This is a genomic window from Caldanaerobacter subterraneus subsp. tengcongensis MB4 (assembly GCF_000007085.1).
Taxonomy (GTDB): domain Bacteria; phylum Bacillota; class Thermoanaerobacteria; order Thermoanaerobacterales; family Thermoanaerobacteraceae; genus Thermoanaerobacter; species Thermoanaerobacter subterraneus.
This window is the reverse complement of record NC_003869.1, coordinates 1,998,563-2,016,046: the sequence shown is the minus strand read 5'-3', so window position 1 is coordinate 2,016,046 and position 17,484 is coordinate 1,998,563. Positions and strand designations below refer to the sequence as shown.

20 protein-coding genes are annotated in these 17,484 nt (G+C 35.8%); 19 read left to right on the top strand and 1 reads right to left on the bottom strand.

Going from position 1 to position 17,484, the window contains the following annotated elements; all coding sequences use genetic code 11:
* Positions 1-23: 23 nt before the first annotated feature.
* The 6 genes from TTE_RS09995 (at position 24) to TTE_RS09970 (ending at position 5,663) form a co-directional block, all read left to right on the top strand.
* Positions 24-605: a hypothetical protein gene (locus tag TTE_RS09995; RefSeq protein ID WP_011026199.1), complete on the top strand. Its 582-nt coding sequence runs from the start codon at positions 24-26 to the stop codon at positions 603-605.
* 40 nt (positions 606-645) lie between these two features.
* On the top strand, positions 646-2,070 hold the full coding sequence (locus tag TTE_RS09990) for an S-layer homology domain-containing protein (protein WP_011026198.1): 1,425 nt from the start codon (positions 646-648) through the stop codon (positions 2,068-2,070).
* 62 nt (positions 2,071-2,132) lie between these two features.
* Positions 2,133-2,975, top strand: a complete 843-nt coding sequence (locus tag TTE_RS09985) for an Rpn family recombination-promoting nuclease/putative transposase (RefSeq protein WP_193328922.1) — start codon at positions 2,133-2,135, stop codon at positions 2,973-2,975.
* A gap of 13 nt (positions 2,976-2,988) precedes the next feature.
* Positions 2,989-3,168, top strand: coding sequence for a hypothetical protein (locus TTE_RS09980; RefSeq protein WP_102008947.1), 180 nt, complete (start codon positions 2,989-2,991; stop codon positions 3,166-3,168).
* Positions 3,169-3,310: 142 nt separating this feature from the next.
* Positions 3,311-5,038, top strand: a complete 1,728-nt coding sequence (locus tag TTE_RS09975) for a hypothetical protein (RefSeq protein WP_157858521.1) — start codon at positions 3,311-3,313, stop codon at positions 5,036-5,038.
* A 97-nt stretch (positions 5,039-5,135) separates the two neighbouring features.
* Positions 5,136-5,663 (top strand): stalk domain-containing protein, encoded by a 528-nt coding sequence (locus TTE_RS09970; protein WP_011026194.1) that lies wholly within the window; start codon positions 5,136-5,138, stop codon positions 5,661-5,663.
* 12 nt (positions 5,664-5,675) lie between these two features.
* Here TTE_RS09970 and TTE_RS09965 read toward each other — a convergent pair whose 3' ends face one another.
* A complete protein-coding gene (locus tag TTE_RS09965; protein WP_011026193.1) occupies positions 5,676-6,323 on the bottom strand; it encodes a hypothetical protein in 648 nt (215 codons plus the stop codon).
* A gap of 154 nt (positions 6,324-6,477) precedes the next feature.
* Between TTE_RS09965 and TTE_RS13335 the strand changes: the two genes are divergently transcribed.
* From TTE_RS13335 to TTE_RS09905, 13 genes are all read left to right on the top strand, one after another.
* Positions 6,478-7,755 carry a ParB/RepB/Spo0J family partition protein gene (locus TTE_RS13335; protein ID WP_011026192.1) on the top strand — a complete coding sequence of 426 codons (1,278 nt, stop codon included), beginning with the start codon at positions 6,478-6,480 and terminating at the stop codon, positions 7,753-7,755.
* A 2-nt stretch (positions 7,756-7,757) separates the two neighbouring features.
* Positions 7,758-8,315 (top strand): hypothetical protein, encoded by a 558-nt coding sequence (locus TTE_RS09955; RefSeq protein ID WP_011026191.1) that lies wholly within the window; start codon positions 7,758-7,760, stop codon positions 8,313-8,315.
* A gap of 62 nt (positions 8,316-8,377) precedes the next feature.
* Positions 8,378-8,632: a hypothetical protein gene (locus tag TTE_RS09950; protein WP_011026190.1), complete on the top strand. Its 255-nt coding sequence runs from the start codon at positions 8,378-8,380 to the stop codon at positions 8,630-8,632.
* 5 nt (positions 8,633-8,637) lie between these two features.
* Positions 8,638-9,432 (top strand): SurA N-terminal domain-containing protein, encoded by a 795-nt coding sequence (locus TTE_RS09945; protein ID WP_011026189.1) that lies wholly within the window; start codon positions 8,638-8,640, stop codon positions 9,430-9,432.
* Positions 9,429-9,992, top strand: a complete 564-nt coding sequence (locus TTE_RS09940) for an SAF domain-containing protein (RefSeq protein ID WP_011026188.1) — start codon at positions 9,429-9,431, stop codon at positions 9,990-9,992. The genes TTE_RS09945 and TTE_RS09940 overlap by 4 nt, the downstream gene beginning before the upstream one ends.
* 7 nt (positions 9,993-9,999) lie before the next feature.
* Positions 10,000-11,484, top strand: a complete 1,485-nt coding sequence (locus tag TTE_RS13330) for an AAA family ATPase (protein ID WP_011026187.1) — start codon at positions 10,000-10,002, stop codon at positions 11,482-11,484.
* 15 nt (positions 11,485-11,499) lie between these two features.
* Positions 11,500-12,729, top strand: coding sequence for a CpaF family protein (locus TTE_RS09930; protein WP_011026186.1), 1,230 nt, complete (start codon positions 11,500-11,502; stop codon positions 12,727-12,729).
* A gap of 65 nt (positions 12,730-12,794) precedes the next feature.
* A complete protein-coding gene (locus tag TTE_RS09925) occupies positions 12,795-13,028 on the top strand; it encodes a hypothetical protein (RefSeq protein WP_011026185.1) in 234 nt (77 codons plus the stop codon).
* Positions 13,029-13,499: 471 nt separating this feature from the next.
* Positions 13,500-14,147, top strand: a complete 648-nt coding sequence (locus TTE_RS13950) for a hypothetical protein (RefSeq protein WP_074665258.1) — start codon at positions 13,500-13,502, stop codon at positions 14,145-14,147.
* A 96-nt stretch (positions 14,148-14,243) separates the two neighbouring features.
* On the top strand, positions 14,244-14,417 hold the full coding sequence (locus TTE_RS13945; protein WP_011026182.1) for a hypothetical protein: 174 nt from the start codon (positions 14,244-14,246) through the stop codon (positions 14,415-14,417).
* 29 nt (positions 14,418-14,446) lie between these two features.
* Entirely contained in the window at positions 14,447-15,745 is a 1,299-nt protein-coding gene (locus TTE_RS09915; protein WP_011026181.1) for a ParB N-terminal domain-containing protein, read from the top strand.
* Positions 15,711-16,562, top strand: coding sequence for a hypothetical protein (locus TTE_RS09910; protein WP_011026180.1), 852 nt, complete (start codon positions 15,711-15,713; stop codon positions 16,560-16,562). Before TTE_RS09915 ends, TTE_RS09910 begins: the two co-directional genes overlap by 35 nt.
* Complete coding sequence (locus TTE_RS09905) at positions 16,559-17,479, top strand: type II secretion system F family protein (protein WP_157858520.1); 921 nt, start codon at positions 16,559-16,561, stop codon at positions 17,477-17,479. Before TTE_RS09910 ends, TTE_RS09905 begins: the two co-directional genes overlap by 4 nt.
* The last annotated feature ends 5 nt before the right edge of the window (positions 17,480-17,484 follow it).

Sequence of the window (17,484 nt, the reverse complement as noted above, 5' to 3'; positions counted from 1 at the left end):
GCCGTCTGCGGGAGTGTTCAAAAATGGTGTTCATATGCACAGGTATAGAAAAACTTGATGAACTGCTAAAACACAAATTAAAAGAAAACGGAATAGAATCAGAGATAGTCTTTTATGCAGACTACCTTTTGGAAGAAAAGAGCAGGAATTTGTACGATACGGTTATTCTGGCGCCTCATGAAGACATAAAACTTCCTTTCAAGGACTTCCTCTTTGCTTTGAGGCAGAAAGATAAAAGAGTAATACTTCTTGCAGGAGAGAAAGAAAACAACAAACATCTTGGTTATGCGCTGGCCCTCGGCATATACGATATTGTATTTGATCCGGTAACCCCTGAAAAAGTTGTAAATGCCGTAAAAAATCCTGCAAAATTTTCAGATGTGCAGCAGTATTTTCTCGGCTTAAAAGAAAAGGTAAGCTTTTCTGGAGAAGCTGTAAAAGAACCTGCTGTAACTTCAGCAGCAGAATCTGACAGAACAAAAGAAGAGGCTGCCTTAAATCAAATAAAGGGCATAATGAAACTTCTGGGGCAGAAAGTAACAAAAGATGACATAAATGAAGCTCTTGTTGAGCTTGAAGATGCTGTAATAAGGTTACTTTTTTGAGAAAAATGTGATAAAATTTCTAGTGGAGGTGTTATTTTAAATGAAAAAATTTTTATCTTTTATGCTGGTTTTAGCTCTTATACTAGGAGCTTCAGTGCCTGCACTTGCAGCAGACTTTTACGGGGTGCTTGATTTTTACAAGTACACAGAGCCTGACGGGCCTTTTTACTGGGCAATGCCCGATTTAGAGCTAGCCGTAGCAGCAGAAATAGTGAGAGGCTATCCTGCAGATCCTCCAACTGCAATAAGAGATTACCAAATGACAGGTAAAGTTGTTTGTAAAGTATTAGGTCCGTTAATGCCTGAAAATACATTAACAAGAGCAGAATTTGCAGCAATGCTTTCAAGGGCACTGGGACTTGATCAAACAGCGCCTCAGAATCCGTTTAAAGATGTAAAAAGTGATGCATGGTACTATAAACCCATAATGCAGCTTGTAAATAAAAATATAATCCCTCTGGATTATTACAATGGTACTTTTAATCCGAACGGAAACATAACAAGGAAAGAAATAGCAATATGGCTTTCAAATGCAGCAGTATCATATCAAATACCTTTAGCAAACGTGCCGTTGAATTTCAAAGATTATTCAAATAATGATCCGTATTCAGCAGCAATTTCCAACGCAGTAGGATTGAAAATACTGAGAGGTTATGATGACGGCACGTTCAGGCCAAACGCATATGCAAACAGAGCAGAAGCGGTTGTAATGCTTATGAGGCTTATGAGGCTTTTACCAAGCGACCTGACAGAGCAGGAAGCAATAAATGTAATATCACATGCGGAGCAGGCTTTTGCAAAGCTTTCACAGGCATGGATACCAACAAATTTTTATAAACTGCCTGATGGGACGTATGCCGATGTAGGACCTAAACCAAATCCAATTTTTGCACAGGCACTGCAGGAGTACCAGCAGGAAGCCCAAGATTACGTAACAGAATATAATTTATATCCATGGACAGAGCCAACGGTTATAAAAGACGGTATACATTATAACGAATATGGTGGGCTTGTTACAAAAGACGGCTTTTTACCGAACATGGATAAGTACTTCTACAAAGGAACCAAAATGGGCGTATGGGACACAGACGGACATAAAGGACCCACTATTGGCGGAGCTTTTGGAAATAGAAACGAATACGGCGTAGTAGACAGTATTTTGTTAAGAGGCGGTAATCTCTCAGATGGAACTTATGTATATCCTTTAGGTGCCATCTGGATAAAACCTGATTCATATAAAGTCATAAAAATATCAACAATGGGTAATATTGCAAGTGTATATTATTCTGTAACTCAAAAAACTGACAGACCTAATGATCCCGGAACATGGGGAACAGTTTATGCTCATGCATTACTTGTCAAACAGGGTGGAAAATGGAAACTCGCAGCATACGATGGTGTATACAACCCTGTAACGCAGAAATGGGATTTAGAGTGGATAGACACAATAAGGGACAGGCTTTAAAAATGTCTGTCCCTTTCTTTTTAAGTGTGGTATAATTGTGGTAAGAGATAATGGAGGGAGAAATTGTGGGAAAATACGATATAACGTTAAAAGATATGTTTTCTGATTTAACAGACGATATATTAAGCTATTTTTTGGGGATACAGCACACTAAAATAGAGGAACTTAACGTGGAGTTTCCAAGGGTTGAAATGAGAGAAAGCGATATGATCTTTAAGTGTATTACAAAAGAGGGAAACACCATTGCCGTACATATAGAATTCCAGTCAGATAATGACAGAGAAATGCCTTACAGAATGTTAAGGTACGCTGTTGAAATAATGGAGAAACATGAATTAGTTCCCTATCAGGTTGTTGTGTACATAGGTGAAAACAACTTAAATATGGCCGATGGAGTGAATTTTGACTTTGGAGAGGAAAATTTTTTGAAGTACAGGTACAAGATAATAGATGTGGGGGAAATAAAATTTAATGAGATAACACAAACTAACTATTATGAACTGTTCACGCTGCTTCCTTTGATGGACAAAGAAAGGAGAAAAAAAGAAAAAGAACTTTATCTGAAAGAATGCGTAGAGATGATAAAAAAGATTCCTCTGGAACAGGAAAGAAAGAGAGAAGTGGCTGCAAGAGCCAGAATACTTGCAGAGCTGGTGTATGAAGAGGAAATTATTGATAAGACGTTTGCGGAGGTGATAAAAATGCTAAATTTAGAGAAGTCAGCAACTTTTAGAAGGTTGATAGAAGAAGGAAGAAAAGAAGGGATAGAAGAAGGGAGAAAAGAAGGGGAAAAAGAAGCTAAAATAACAATAGCGAAAGAGCTTTTAAAAGAAGGTATGGACATTGCTAAAGTAGCTAAAGTTACAGGGCTTTCTATTGATGAGATAAAGAAGCTGTTAAATTAAAGTGGTGATAAAGATGTTAAATTTAGAGAAGTCAGCAACTTTTAGAAGGTTGATAGAAGAAGGGAGAAAAGAAGGAGAGAAAGAAGCAAAACTAGCTATAGCTAAGAATTTATTAAAAGAAGGAATGGATATCGACGAAATTGCAGAAATAACTAAACTTCCCAAAGAAGAAATAGAAAAATTGTTAAATTAAATAAAAATTGGCAAGAAGGGGATAGGTAACAAAAACCTATCCTTTTTTTATTTAATAAAAAGTTTTTTATGGGAGGTGAGCTTTTTTGAAGAAAATTGCAGCAGCAGTTTTAATTATTTTCCTGCTTTCCTGTGTTGTGCCGGTGTACGCTGACTATGTAATGGATGACGGTACAAAAGTGCACTGGCTGGGAGGCAATCAGATAGAGGTTACCAATCCGGATGGAACAAAATATGTAACAACAGGAATAATGACAGATAACGGTCATCTTATACCACCGGAGAAGGTAGCTTCAAGCGGTGGAAAACTAAGTGCATCAATTACAACCGATACCGGGCAGAGAGATACAATTTCAGTATCTCCGGGCTATTCGGTGAACGGTACCAACTACTACTATAACGGCACTTCCAACTCTCTGATAGCAGTATCAAACGGTCAGGTATCTACAGTTGATGCTGTGCGCATGGGTGACAGAGTTGTTGCAACATCTCTCTTAAATGACAGCAACACGAAGCAGGCTCTTTTAGATGCAATAAATGCAACAGGCGGATTTTTTAACTACAGCGGAAGCACCTACAGCGGATATAACAGCAGTGGAAGCGGCGGACAAAATGGAGGTAGTCGAACTAATGCGGACAACTCCACAATGTTAGGCAATGCAGCCATAATAGGTGACATGCGCACAGTAAGAATAGTAAAACCGGATGGTTCAGAAATGCTTGTAAACGGGGTAGAATTTCAGGGAGGCTGGGCAGGCGATGGAGCGTATGTAGTGCCGTACAAAAGTTTAACTCAAGATCAGATTGACTACTTAAAGCAGGCAGGTTTCATGTATGATGAAAAGACAGGGGTATTTATTTTGCAGTTTACCAAAAAGACAGCTCAGTACGCAAACAACTGGGACTGGAAGCCCAGAACAGGGAAGGTTATAACAGGGGATCCGGCAATAGATGAAGCAATAGCTGCAATTTTAGAAGAACATGGTATCAATGTGCCGGATAAGGTAGTAGGAACTTTAGACAAAAACGCTCCTGTAATGGTAACATTAAAAAAATACTATGAGCAGTTGGCTAATTACTTTGGTTCAGACGCTTTTAAAAGTCCAGGAGATGCAGCTATTTTCCTTGATCAATTCACTAACTACCAAGATTTTGTAAATGAAGTTTTAAACTACGCAACACATTCAGGTATAGCAACATTCAGAATACCTGGTGACAATCCTGATGGAACATCTCCAACACCTCCGGCACAAAACAACAATCCGCCTGCAGTAAGCACACAGCCTTCCGGCAGCAGTACAGCAGCTTCCAATAATACACCTCCGGTAAGGCAGGCTACTGCTGATTGTGTACATGCAACCATAACAATAAACAAGACACCCAATTTTGTATTTACAAAATGGCATACAGATGAAAAAGGTTATCCTGCGTACATGGATATAACAATTAAGTGGAAGAACGTAGAAATAGGTTCAATTATAGACACCCCGACAGGGCCAAGGGAGTTCAGGACGCCAGCATATGTAACAAAAGTTGTGGCTTTTCACAACATACACAGATACACAAACTACCTTTTGGAAGACGACAACTGGGAAACAGAGTATCCGGTTATGCAGAACATAGACTTAGCAAATCAGGAAGCAACGTTCAGGTTCATGTACAGGAAAGCAGGGCAGGAAGACTCAACATTGTATTTTAAACTGTACCTCAATGGAACTGATAAGTACTTCTGTGTATATGTTCACATACCTGTAAACGGCTTTAATGCAACGTTCTTCCAGGACAATCAAGACCACAGTAATCCAGGCTTTAAGACGTCTAATCCAAACTGGCAGCAGACGAATATACAAACAGAGACAATTACGTTTTAAGAGAAGAGCAGGGATGCTTATATAAGCGTTCCTGCTCTTTTTGTAAAAAACTGTTTTGCTTATTTTAGGAAAAATTAAAAAACAGAGGGTGTTTTTCATGTTTAAACTCAAAATTTTAATCAAAAACATAAAAAATATTTTTAAAGACGCTCCTGAATTAAGAACGATACTGTTTTTTACTTTTATTTTTGCTCTTACAGCATATCCTTTTCTATATCAACCTCCAAGTTATGCCTGGATAGGCTTAACCAGAGCTGAACTAGGAGAACTTCCTGTTAAAGGGTCACAACATGTTACGGTAGAGCTCAAAACTGCACCCGTCATCATTTATAACAAACTTTATCTTCCTGCAGATTTTGTGGCAATGGCATCGGGTATATCTCAAGACAAAATTTACAGCGATCCTGAGAATTTTCTTCTGGTTATTTATGATATTCAACACAGCAGAATAATCGCAATAGATGCTAAAAACAAAAAAGTTCTAATAAATAAGAGAGAGTATAACCTGCTGGATGAGATAGTTATAAAAAATGACACAATATTGGTATCTAATATATGGCTTAGTAAGTTGTTTTATGTAGATATTTCTGTAAATGGCAGAAAAATTACAATAAGTCCTCGTTAATTTGATAGTTTATTACAGAAAAGTTAATAAATATTCTATATATGAAATTTTGTACTCATGCATTTCAATTTCATATGTAATTGAATATAGGAATATTTCTATGTAAAAATATATTACCGTAATAATTGCAAAGAAGAAGATTATTAGAAAAAGTGTAAAATTTGTATCGTTAGATTTTAAAAATAATCCTCCTAAAAAACCTAAGAGCAAGTTTATGTAATTGACATAAGAATAATCATGGAGCTTAAGTTCCAATGATTTTTTGTAGATTTTACTTTTGAACATCATTTCGGAAAGTTTTTTATATTTTTTATGTTTATTTTTTATGCTGAAAGCTACTTTATCGACTTGATTTTTTATTATTTTTTTATCATTTTCTTTGGAATAAATATTGAACTTTTTGAACCAACGATAAAACGCAAGTAAAGAAACATTTAGTATAAGCAACACTATAAGAGGAATACTGCTTTCGCATTTAACGGCCGCAAGCTCAAGGATAAAAATTAGCAAAGAAAATATAAACAGCAAATACATAGTTTTGATGTAAAACTTTTGGTGTAAAGAAGTAAAAGATGAAGCACTAAAGTTGTAATTTTTCTTCCATAGTTTGTAATCACGTAAAATTGTAAAGGTATTTACTTTTGAACATTGTTGGTTCATAATCTCACCTTCTTTTGATTTTCTATGTATATATTAATCGGAAACACTTCTAAAAAAATTAAACTATTGGAAATATTTTGTGTTAGATGAGTTACAACAGGATTCTTTCCTGTTTATTTTATTTTAGAAGAATACTGTGTAAGGAGGAATTTATATGCAAATGGTAGACATCAACCTTTTAAAAGAACATCCTCGAAATAAAGAGTTTTTTGACGACATACAAGGTGAGCGCTGGCAGGAATTTGTTGAAAGCATAAAAACGAGCGGGATAATAGTACCTCTTATAATAACACAGGACTATATAGTTATTTCAGGAAACCAGAGATTAAAGGCAGCAAAAGAAATCGGCTTAAAAGAAGTACCATGTGAAGTAAGAACTTATGAAGATAAAGATGGACTATCAAAAGAAGACTGGATGCTGAAAGATTTAATTGAGACAAATTTAAGGCAGAGAGGTATAGGAAACTTGAATCCTATGAAGCTGGCAAGATGTATTTTGGAGCTGGAAAGAATATACGGTATCAAAAAAGGAAATAACCAATATTTAGGAAGTGGATCGGCAACGGTTGCCGAAGCATCTCCTAGAATTTCCCAAAAAGATCTTGCCGAAGTAGTAGGATTAAAAGAAAGACAGTTGCGTGGAATTAAAAAACTAAACGATTTAATTCCGGAACTTCAATCTTTAGTCGAACAGGGCAAACTATCATCATCAGCTGGAGAGCAGCTTGCCTATCTTGAACCTGAGCAGCAAAAAGAACTTTTTAACATTCTTGGAGAAACTATAGCTGAACTTAAAAGAAGTGAAATAGAGAGCTTAAGAAAGCAAATGGAAGAGTACAGAAAGCAGTATATAGACATGCAGAACAAAATCACAGCACTTGAGAAGCAGAAAAAAGAAGCAGAAGAAATAAAAAAAGAGCTTGAAAAGAAAATTGCTGAAATAAAGCCTGAAATAATTGAAAAAGAACCTGATGACTATCAAGAATTAAAAAGCACCTTAAAAACAATTAAGGAGCAGTCAGAGCAGTTAACAAAGCGTCTTAATGAACTTGAGCAGGAAAAAAACAGACTTGATGAACTGCGCAGAAAAGCTCTTGAAGAAAAAAGACAGGCATTAGAAGAAAAAGCAAGAGCAGAAGCAGAAATTAAAAACATAAAATATGAACTGGAGCAGCTTAAGCAGCAGTACGGAATTGAGGCAAAAAAGCAGTGTGAGCTTGCTGATAAGCTTATTGAAGAAATCAAAAAAGTTATTGCAACTGCAACAGGCATATTGGAGCTTATGGACATAGAGAAACTACCTGACTACAAATACAACGACTTTTCGACTACTTTAATAATCTTTATTGATAAACTTGAAAAACTTTATCAAAGCGCAGAGCAAAAAGCCAAAAGCGGTAAAGTAGTATTTTTTAAAAGAAAGGAGGATTAAAATTGTTTTCTTTACAAGCTGTAAAAAAACAGGTAACAGAACTCAGCAGCCTGCTTGAAAAAGAAGCAAATTTGGAGTACCAGGCAGCCTTAAGATTTGCCGAATACCGGTACAGAAATTATGTCCCTCTGCCACCAAATCTCATACCGGCATTGTCTAAAATTGTAAAAAATGTACTGGCAGAGAGCGACGACATAATCTTTCTTAACAAATTTGAATTTGCAAACAGTGTTATTGAAAATATTAACAGCATGAGCAAAAATTCCAAATTAAAGCAGGAATTAAAAAACAATCCGGACAGCATCATGCAGAGCATAGATTTGCTGCTGGAAAGGCAGATTGCAGTAATTAAAGTAAAACAGGGTCAGGCAGAAACAAAAGAACTCCAGAAGGCAGTAGCGCTGTTTTTAATAACCACCTATTCGGAAAAGGCGGTGTACGTACTTGGACGTGAAAATAACCTTGAGCTCACACCAAAAGAAATAGCAGAAAAAGTGTTAGAACTTCTCAAATGTGAAGAAAACATTCCTGATGATGAACTGAAAAAGATAGCATTGTAGAATTGAACAGGTTTAACACCTGTTTTTTTTACATGATTTTTAAAAAGTGAGGTGAAAATACAATGACTCTAAAAGAAGAGCTGGCATTTCTGAGAGGTTTTACAGCTGCCTCTCAGCTTTCCGGTGAGGAAAGAGAGATTTTTAAAAAATTTTTTGACTTTTTAGAGGCAGTTGCAGACAGCATAGAAAAGCTGAATGAAAGAGTAGATGATCTTGATGTAACATGTGACTATCTTGAAGACAGAATGGAAACTATTCAAGATGAACTCTACAGCGGGCCGGAATATCAAGACTGTAACGAAGAAGAGGAGGTGTAAAACAGTTGAAGAAAATAGTTTTACTGCTCATACTGCCTGTATTTGCACTTTCAATCCTGTCAGGGTGCGGTTCAAAGCAGATAGCAAGTGTTCATGGAATACCAATAACACAGGCTGAACTAGAAAGAGAAAAAGCGTTTTTAAAAAATGATTTTGCAAAAATGAGTGATGAAGAACTGACAAAAACAGCTTTAGAAAACCTAAAAGCCAAAAAAGCAGTTGAATATGAGGCACAGAAAGAAGGAATAGCGGTAACTGACGAAGAGCTGAACAAAGCATGGCAGAACATTAAGGACAAAACAAAGCTTACAAAAGAGGACCTGAAAGATATTCTTTTATCAGATAAGCTCTTCAACAAATACACAAAAGACATTACAGTAAATCCCGAAGAAGTAGAACAATTTTATGAAACACACAAAGACTACTATACCACAGTAAAAGTGTATGAAATATCAGTTAGAGACAAAGATACGGCAGACATGGTATATCAAAAGCTTAAAAGTGGAGAAGACTTCAGCAAGCTTTTTGAGCAGTATTCAATAGACAGAATAAGCGGAAACGGAGGCTTTATGGGAGAGATCCCTGTAAGCCAGAAATTTTTTGGAGTATCTTTAAAGCCAGATACAATTTATGAACCAATACCCGTAAACAATGAAGGGTATATAATTTTAAAAACTACAGAGCAGATAATTAAACCTTTTGATGAAGTAAAAGACGGGATTGAGCTTTATCTTTTAAACCAAAAGAAGCTTGATTTTTATCACAAAAAAATAAAGGAATGGGAAGGTGAAGGAAATTGAGCAAGATAATCAAAATAGGCATTATTACTGCTGTGTTTGTATTTCTTGCAGCTTTTTTAATACTTAACAGTGTTCAGGGGACAGTAAATGTTGTTGCAGCAGCAAAACCGATAAACGCAGGCACAGTAATAACTCAGGACATGCTTACCACAAAAAGCATTCCTGCAAGCCTTGCAGCAGATCTAGTGAAGAATCCTCAGGAGATTGTAGGCAAAAGCCTTAATACTTCACGTGTGAAAGGCGATTTCATACCGCACAGCATAGTTATGCAGAAGGGACTTGAAGTAGCTCCAGGCGATGTTTTAATAAGCATAAACGTTCCTTATGAAGACGCAAAGCTTATTTCCGTCGGAGACACAATAAGTCTTGTACTTTTATCAAATATTGCTGGAGGTGCAAATCAGACAGTAAGCGGGCTGAAGGTTTACTCAATAGAGCAAACAACGTCAGCGGTTAACGGTACTGTAAGCACAATTGCGGTACTTGAAACAACTCCCGACAAAGCTTCACTGATAGCCCCTTATGTCAAGTCAAACAGTTTCAAAATTTTCAAGGAGTGATGTAAAAATGATAATTTCAATCTTCTCCCCTAAAGGGGGTGTCGGCAAAACAACCATAGCTCTTGCCCTTTCAAAAACAGCAAGTAAAAAATTAAAAACATGCACAATTGAATTTGACTTTTCACCCGGTGATTTTGTCTCAATACTGGATTTAGACCGCAAGAAAAATATTCTTGAAGCTGTCAATGGAAATATTGACTGGGCAGTGCAGAGGCCATTAAAGCAGAATTTTGACGTAATAGTCGGAGGGTATCCTGATGCCTATGAAATGATAAAGCCTGACAAATTAAGAAAAATGATGGAGGAACTGAATAGTCGGTACGAGCTTGTCATAGTAGACATACAGCCTGCATTTGTGGAAGGCTGTATCGATATTTTTGACATGTCAAAAGACATACTTTTTATCGTAGAAGATGATGTTTCTGTCAGCAGCCGTGCAGTAGGGAATATCGACTGGGCAAGAGCAAACGGCTTTATCGACTTAAGCAAGGTAAAGATGATAGTAAACAAACTAAAAACAAAGGAGTTAAAATATGTAAACATAACAGAGCTTAAACTTCCGGTTATTTACAGAATTCCATACATTAAGAATTTGGGCAGTTTTGAAAATCCCAAAATGCTGAAACATGCTGAAAATATTTTAAATGTTTTGTATCCAAATATCTTTCATGAAGAAAAAAGAGGCTTTTTATTTTTCAGGAAAAAGCAGGCAGAGCAAATTCCTGCTGAACTTTCAAATACCGGAGAGATTCCGGAAGAAGCCGAATTATCACCTGCTGTTGGAAATGTGCCCGTAACAGTTTTTACAGAAGAAAATCATGAACCGGAAACTGCTGAAGAAGTAAAGAAAGGGCAAGAAAGAATACTTGAAGGGAGAGGTGAGCTTTATCATATGAAAGTTTATGTCAACACCGGTTATAAAGAGCTTGATGACATTTTTAAAACAAAATTTGAAACAGCGGACAGCCTTGCAGGATGCGATGCAGCGATAATTTCATATATTTCAAACAAAGATTACATCAGAAGCTTAATTTCTGCAGGGAAAAAGATAATCCTTCTTGCAGGAGATTCAGACTACAGCCTTGTGGAAACTGCTAAAGAAATCGGGATTAAGGACATATATAGAAGTCCTATAGATCCCGGAGAGATAATTGATAGTTTAATTAATGCTGAAGGAGGCAGAGATATGTTTGAAGAAGAAAAAGCGGAATTAGAAAGAGAATCTGCAGTACCGGAACAAAATCAGCCGGAAGTTTTTGAAATTTCGCAGAAGCAGGAATCAGAAAGTGAAATTGATGCAATTCTTAATGAAATTAAAAATATACTTGCCAGAAACAAAGAAATATATGAAAGAAGAATTTCAATGCAGGAAGAGATAATAAGACAGAAAGAAGAAGAAATAAAAGAACTTCAAAAGACGATTGAAGAATACAAAGAAAAAGAAGAAAAGAGGAAGAAAGTACTTATGGAACTTCAAAATCTTTTGCAGTAAAGGCGGTGATGATTTATGAGCCTTTCAGAGCGCTCCAAGCTGATAAACACTGCACGAAAAATAGATATAGACTTAATAGTGAATGCAGTAAGGCCTCAGATGTTAAACTATCAGATACAGAATGCAGGCGATTTAAAAGGACTGCTGAGGCTGGAAGTAAAGAAATATCTTGAGCAGAACTTTCCACACTACCTTGATAATCTCTATACTGTTACCGAAGAAGTATACAATAAAATGTACATGCTTGGGCCTTTTGAAAAGTACCTTAAAATGGACGGAGTAACGGATATAATAAGCTTTGGGACAAGACTTATGTATGTAAAAAACGGAGTAAAGTACGATGACGAAAGAGGCTTTGCAAGCATGGAAGAAGTCAGAGTAATATACGAAAGAATAATAGCAAACTCCGGGCAGAACATTTCCTATGCAGAGCCGTCAAAAGACGCTGAGCTTTATGACGGCTCCCGTGTAAAAGTAATAATTCCGCCAGAAGCTCTGGAACCCTATATAATCATACGAAAACACACAAGCTTGAATAAAAATCTTGATGAGCTTATATATGGACTGCGGGGATTGAATGACAGCATAGGTACAATAGAAATGGTAAAAAAGCGCACAAAAGAAGAAGAAAACTTTAATGGCACTCTATCAGAGTATTTCAAGATGTGTGTCAGGAACAGAAGAAACATTGTGGTTATAGGCGAAACGGGAGCGGGCAAAACAACATTTGTAAATGCTCTTACGTATTACATCCAGCCCAAACACATAGTAGCAGTGCTTGAAGACACAAGAGAAATGGAACTGCCTCTTCCTTACGTTTTTTACCTGAAAACAAGGGAAGAAAAAGAAGGAGCAAAAGCAATAACATATGAAGACATACTTTATGACTGTTTAAGGGCAAATCCGGACAGAATCATACTGACAGAGATAAGAACACCAATATCAGCATATACCTTTATAAATGTCCTTAACTCAGGACACAAAGGCTCTTTTACAACCATACATGCTGACAATGTTGAAATGGCTCTGGATAAACTCGAAATGCTCATAAAGGAATTTAAAAATATAGATGACAGAACAATAAGAAGGCTTATTGCAAAAGCAATTGATGTGCTCGTGTTTATAGGTCTTGAAGAAGATGAAAAAGGTGATGTAATAGGACGTGCAGTAAAAGAGGTTGCAGAGCTCAGAGGTATTGATGAAAAAGGAAATTACATTCTCGATTATAAATACATTAAGTGGTGAAGGGGCATACTTCAAAGGTATGTCCCTTTTTTATTGAAGTCAAATTTTACAGGAGGTGTTTTTACATGTACAATGCACTCACATTTAACATTTACAAAAAAGTAATGGCAGCGCTGGCAGGATTAAAGAAAGACAAGAGGGGATTAAATGAGTACGTCGCAGTAGCATCACTCTTAGCACTTGTAGCAGGGATAGCAGTGCTTGCAATACCTAATGCAAGAACCACAATATCCAACTTGTGGAATAACACGCTCAGCGCTATGTCATCCATGTTTTCAAACATTGCAGCAGGTAAATAAAGACTTTCTTTTTTCTTTTGAGGCAGGCAACTGCCTCTTTTTTTTATGCAAACTATGAATAAACATCAAAATTTTAATAAGGCAAAAATATTCTTCTTACTGTTTAATCCATGTAAGACAGTACCATTTATGACAAACAATTTTTCTAATAGAACTTTTTATACGTATTTTATAATAATTACTTCGGACTAAGTTACTTATGAAAGCTGCAAAAATAACTGTACACAAAATAATAAAAGATGGGTTATAAGAATCTATTTTATCCGGCCTGGGAATATGTTCTGGCCACCTCTTCAGCATATTCTCAGTAAAAAGATGAGTTTTTACAATTATTTTGTCACCTGGGTTTACCTTTTTTAATGCATTTGTCAAAGCTATAAAAAAGTCGTCAGAAAGTATTTTAAGGGCATCAGTAGGAGTATTTTGGGAAAACAATATTATAGATTTGGTTGTTTTTTGAAGGTGGTATGTATGGTTTCCTTTATTAACAAGGATAAAATAAGAGCTTTTTTTGTTAATTTTAATAAAAACGTAAGTGGGAATAGTAGCAATCAAAGAAAACAGAATAATATTAGCAATTACATTTTGCGAGAAAATTACAAGAAGAAAGATGCAAAGAATAATACCAATTGCGTAAAAAGTTATAAAATTTTTAAAAGGCATTTTAAAAATCCCCTTTCTTTATTAGAAAATTGTAGAGCTGATATATTTTTGACGCTTTATGGCTTGGGATTTTTGATTCCTGTATTCATTATTTGTCATTTTATTTTTTCTATGAAAATTGCCGAAATCCTTCTTTTGTTTTTGTATCCCTTAAAAGTCAGTTACATAAGTCTGAGTGTTAAATATCTTGCGATATTATCTTTATGCTTTTGGGTTGGTTTCCCCTCATTTATATCAGGAATCGGTTATTTTTTACTTTTTAACAGAAATATTCCGTTTTTTAATGTTGTTATCAATACAGTACAGATATTTATCACTGTGCTTGTACTATATATGCCTGTAGTATGGACTATAAAATTTTGGAATTATTCCGGATATAATAAAATGTATTTGATAATACAAAGCATATTCTATATTTTTTGGTATTTTATTTTCTTTTTGCAGCTTGTTATATAACAGAAATCTTTCTTTTTCTTTGAGGCAGGTTAACTGCCTCTTTTTTTATGCAAATTAACATTTTCACCAGTTTGCAGGAAAGGGGAATGCAAAGATATGTCTGAGATTACTTTTCAAAAAGTACTGGATGCCCTTGACAGAGAAATTAAGTGGGCATTTGAAACAAGAGCGCAGGCGGAATTGCAGTCAGCAGTCAACTACTGGTCCGGCTACTATTCGGGTCTTAAAAGGGCTTTAGAGCTTTTATTAAAACTTCAGCATTTAAAATAAAAGAAAATTTTTAAAGGAGCGTGCATTTTATGGGAATGATAAAAATTGAACTATTAAAAGAGCATCCCCGCAACAAAGAATTTTTTGATGACATAGAAGGAGATCGCTGGCAGGAATTTGTAGAAAGCATAAGGACTAGTGGGATAATAGTGCCTCTCATAGTGACACAGGACTATGTAGTTATTTCAGGGAATCAGAGACTAAAAGCTGCAAAAGAACTAGGTTTAAAAGAAGTGCCATGCGAAGTGCGAACCTATGAGGACAGAGATGGACTTACAAAAGAAGACTGGATGTTAAAAGATTTGATTGAAACAAACCTGAGGCAGAGAGGTATAGGGAATCTAAATCCTATGAAACTGGCAAGATGTATTCTAGAACTTGAAAGAATATATGGAATAAAAGTAGGTAAGCCACAAAACCAATTACAAATTATGGATGATAATTCGGCAACAGTTGCCGAATTACAAACCATTATTTCCCAAAAAGAGCTTGCTGAAATAGTAGGATTAAAAGAAAGGCAGCTGCGTGGTATTAAAAAACTAAACGATTTAATTCCTGAACTTCAAATTTTAGTAGAACAGGGCAAACTGTCGTCATCTGCTGGAGAACAGCTTGCATACCTTGAACCTGAACAGCAGAAAGAACTTTTCGACGTGCTGGGAGAGTCAATAGCAGAGCTCAAAAGAAATGAAGTACATGAGGTAAAAAAGCAGCTGGAAGAGTATAAAAGAACATCTTACAGCCTGCAGGAAACTGTAGAATGGCTTAAAAAAGAAAAAGAGAAATTAGAACACTCCAAAAGAGAGCTTGAAGAAAAGCTTAAAAACATAAAACCCAAAATTATAGAGAAAGAGCCGGATGACTACAGACAGCTGAAAGAGGCCTTAAAAGCAATAACAGAGCAGTCAAATCACATTACTGAAAAACTTAATCAGGTATTAAAAGAAAAAGAAGAACTAGAAAAGAAAAATCAAGAGTATTTGGAAGGCTTGAAAAAGCTTGAAGAAATGAATAAAACACTGAAAAAAGAAAGAGACAAATTTATAGAGCTCTCACGTGAATATGAAAGATCATTTGAAGAAGAAAAATGGGGCTTTGAGCTCACACATGCTCTCTCAAATCTTTCTCAGGAAGTAGCAGGTAGGATTGCAGCCGTAGAAGTGCTTTTAGAAAAGAGAAATCCCGTTAATGAGAAGAATACACAAATGCTTTTAGAAAGAGCAATAAGAACTCTAGAAGAAGGCATAAGAAAGCTTTCAAAATGGAGAGTAAGAAAAGATGAGGTGATAGAAGTTGAGTACACAACATACTCCGGCAGTGATTTATAAAGAACCGGAGTTATTTTATGAGGCAAAAATAAGGGAAGAAATACTTAAAAGATACAACATTGCATTTGAAGTTTTTATGGCAGAGCAGTATTCGAGAATACACTACTCAGAACTCATGGATGACAGTACAGATGAATCCTTTGCCTCCAAACAGAGGTTGATAAGCTGGATAAACGACAATACTAAGGGGAAAGAAGTAAGAGCAGGGATACTCACGAGGTATAAGATTGAACATCCTGAACACTTTGAGAATGGCATCTGGCAGGCAAGATATTTCAGCTACTTTGTTCACTATGCAAAAGGCCTTCTGACAGATGAAACATTTGTGAAGAAAAAAGAAATAGCTGATGAATTTGCTAAATCCTTTAAAAATGAGCAGTGGTACTGGCAGGCAGTTGCAGTATTAGGAGCAAAACTTTTAGAGTACCTCTATGACATGAATGCCCTTCAAACAGACATAGCAAAAGCTTACGTAAGGCAGATAAAACTTTCAAGACAGCTTCTTAAAAGTATTGGCAGAATAATGGGAAGAGTCGCAAAAAATTATGGAGAAAACTATGGATATGACAACATAGAAGAAGTTAAAGAGGCAATTCTAGAAATTAGACAAAATATAGAAGAAGCTTTTAAACAGCAGATGAGAATGTCCTATGAAATTTTTAAATCTCAAAAAGAGTACCAGATCTATCTTGCGTACAGAAAAATAATAAAAAATGATATTTTGGAAATTTACAGAGAAAATTTAAAACTACCTAAACCTTCTTTTTCTGTTCAGGAAAATAAATTAAATCAGCTGGAAGCGGGGTGCTTAAATTGATACTGCTGTTTTCACTGATAACTGCTTTGAGTGCTTTTTCCATCATAATGTTTTTGTACCTGCTGAAAGAGTATAAAAAACAGGAAATAATAAGAAGAATGGAGAGGCAGCTCATAGCACCAAAGGAAAGAAAATTTAACACTTTAGAAGTCTTAGGTTTTGGGAAAGTGCTGAAAAACTTTGACATTCTTCTTAAAAGAACAGGAATAAAAAAAGTTGATGCTGAAAATCTCATTTTGTTTTTGTCTGTTCTAAACACATTTATATTTGCTCTCTTCATTATCAAAAATGAAGTTTTCTGGGCATTTTTAGCTCCTGCCTTGATTTTTGTATCCGTACCGCTTGTCCTTGAAAAAATTGCCCAGAAAAGATACGTTAAATTTAATCTGCAATTTGCTGAAGCAGTTCAGGACATAGCAGACTACCTAAAAATATCCGGAAACATCGTAAACGCTCTGGAAAAGGTGATAGACACTACAGAAAATCCCCTGAAAGACGAGATCAAAAAGATTGTAGCTAAGGTTGATGCAGGGATAAGCCTTTATGAAGCACTGAAAGATTTTGCAAAAGAATCTGGAAGCCCTCTTGTGGAGGCATGGGTGGACTCAATGGTATTTGCAGGGCAGATGAAGGCAAATACGGCAGATATATGTCAGAAAATGTCTGCCAAGATAAAAGAAAGAATAAGGCAGAATAATAAAATAAGCTCATTTATGAAAAGCACAAAAAGCACTGTAATAATGATAATTGCAATTACAATTCTTTTAATGCTTTCAACCTACACATCGGGTCCAATGTACGCAGAAGCATTTACTACTACAGCAGGAAAACTGGTACTGCTTTATATAATCATAAGCTATGTAGTAACTACAGTTTTTGTGTTTAGAGCAATTGATAAACAAATAAGTTCCATTTAAAGGAA

What these genes read in the sequence shown, in the direction of transcription:
- TTE_RS09995 (WP_011026199.1), top strand. Translation starts at nt 24, where the DNA reads ATGGTGTTCATATGCACAGGTATAGAAAAACTTGATGAACTGCTAAAA.
- TTE_RS09990 (WP_011026198.1), top strand. Translation starts at nt 646, where the DNA reads ATGAAAAAATTTTTATCTTTTATGCTGGTTTTAGCTCTTATACTAGGA.
- TTE_RS09980 (WP_102008947.1), top strand. Translation starts at nt 2,989, where the DNA reads ATGTTAAATTTAGAGAAGTCAGCAACTTTTAGAAGGTTGATAGAAGAA.
- TTE_RS09970 (WP_011026194.1), top strand. Translation starts at nt 5,136, where the DNA reads ATGTTTAAACTCAAAATTTTAATCAAAAACATAAAAAATATTTTTAAA.
- TTE_RS09965 (WP_011026193.1), bottom strand. Translation starts at nt 6,323, where the DNA reads ATGAACCAACAATGTTCAAAAGTAAATACCTTTACAATTTTACGTGAT.
- TTE_RS13335 (WP_011026192.1), top strand. Translation starts at nt 6,478, where the DNA reads ATGCAAATGGTAGACATCAACCTTTTAAAAGAACATCCTCGAAATAAA.
- TTE_RS09950 (WP_011026190.1), top strand. Translation starts at nt 8,378, where the DNA reads ATGACTCTAAAAGAAGAGCTGGCATTTCTGAGAGGTTTTACAGCTGCC.
- TTE_RS13330 (WP_011026187.1), top strand. Translation starts at nt 10,000, where the DNA reads ATGATAATTTCAATCTTCTCCCCTAAAGGGGGTGTCGGCAAAACAACC.
- TTE_RS09930 (WP_011026186.1), top strand. Translation starts at nt 11,500, where the DNA reads ATGAGCCTTTCAGAGCGCTCCAAGCTGATAAACACTGCACGAAAAATA.
- TTE_RS09925 (WP_011026185.1), top strand. Translation starts at nt 12,795, where the DNA reads ATGTACAATGCACTCACATTTAACATTTACAAAAAAGTAATGGCAGCG.
- TTE_RS13950 (WP_074665258.1), top strand. Translation starts at nt 13,500, where the DNA reads ATGGTTTCCTTTATTAACAAGGATAAAATAAGAGCTTTTTTTGTTAAT.
- TTE_RS13945 (WP_011026182.1), top strand. Translation starts at nt 14,244, where the DNA reads ATGTCTGAGATTACTTTTCAAAAAGTACTGGATGCCCTTGACAGAGAA.
- TTE_RS09915 (WP_011026181.1), top strand. Translation starts at nt 14,447, where the DNA reads ATGGGAATGATAAAAATTGAACTATTAAAAGAGCATCCCCGCAACAAA.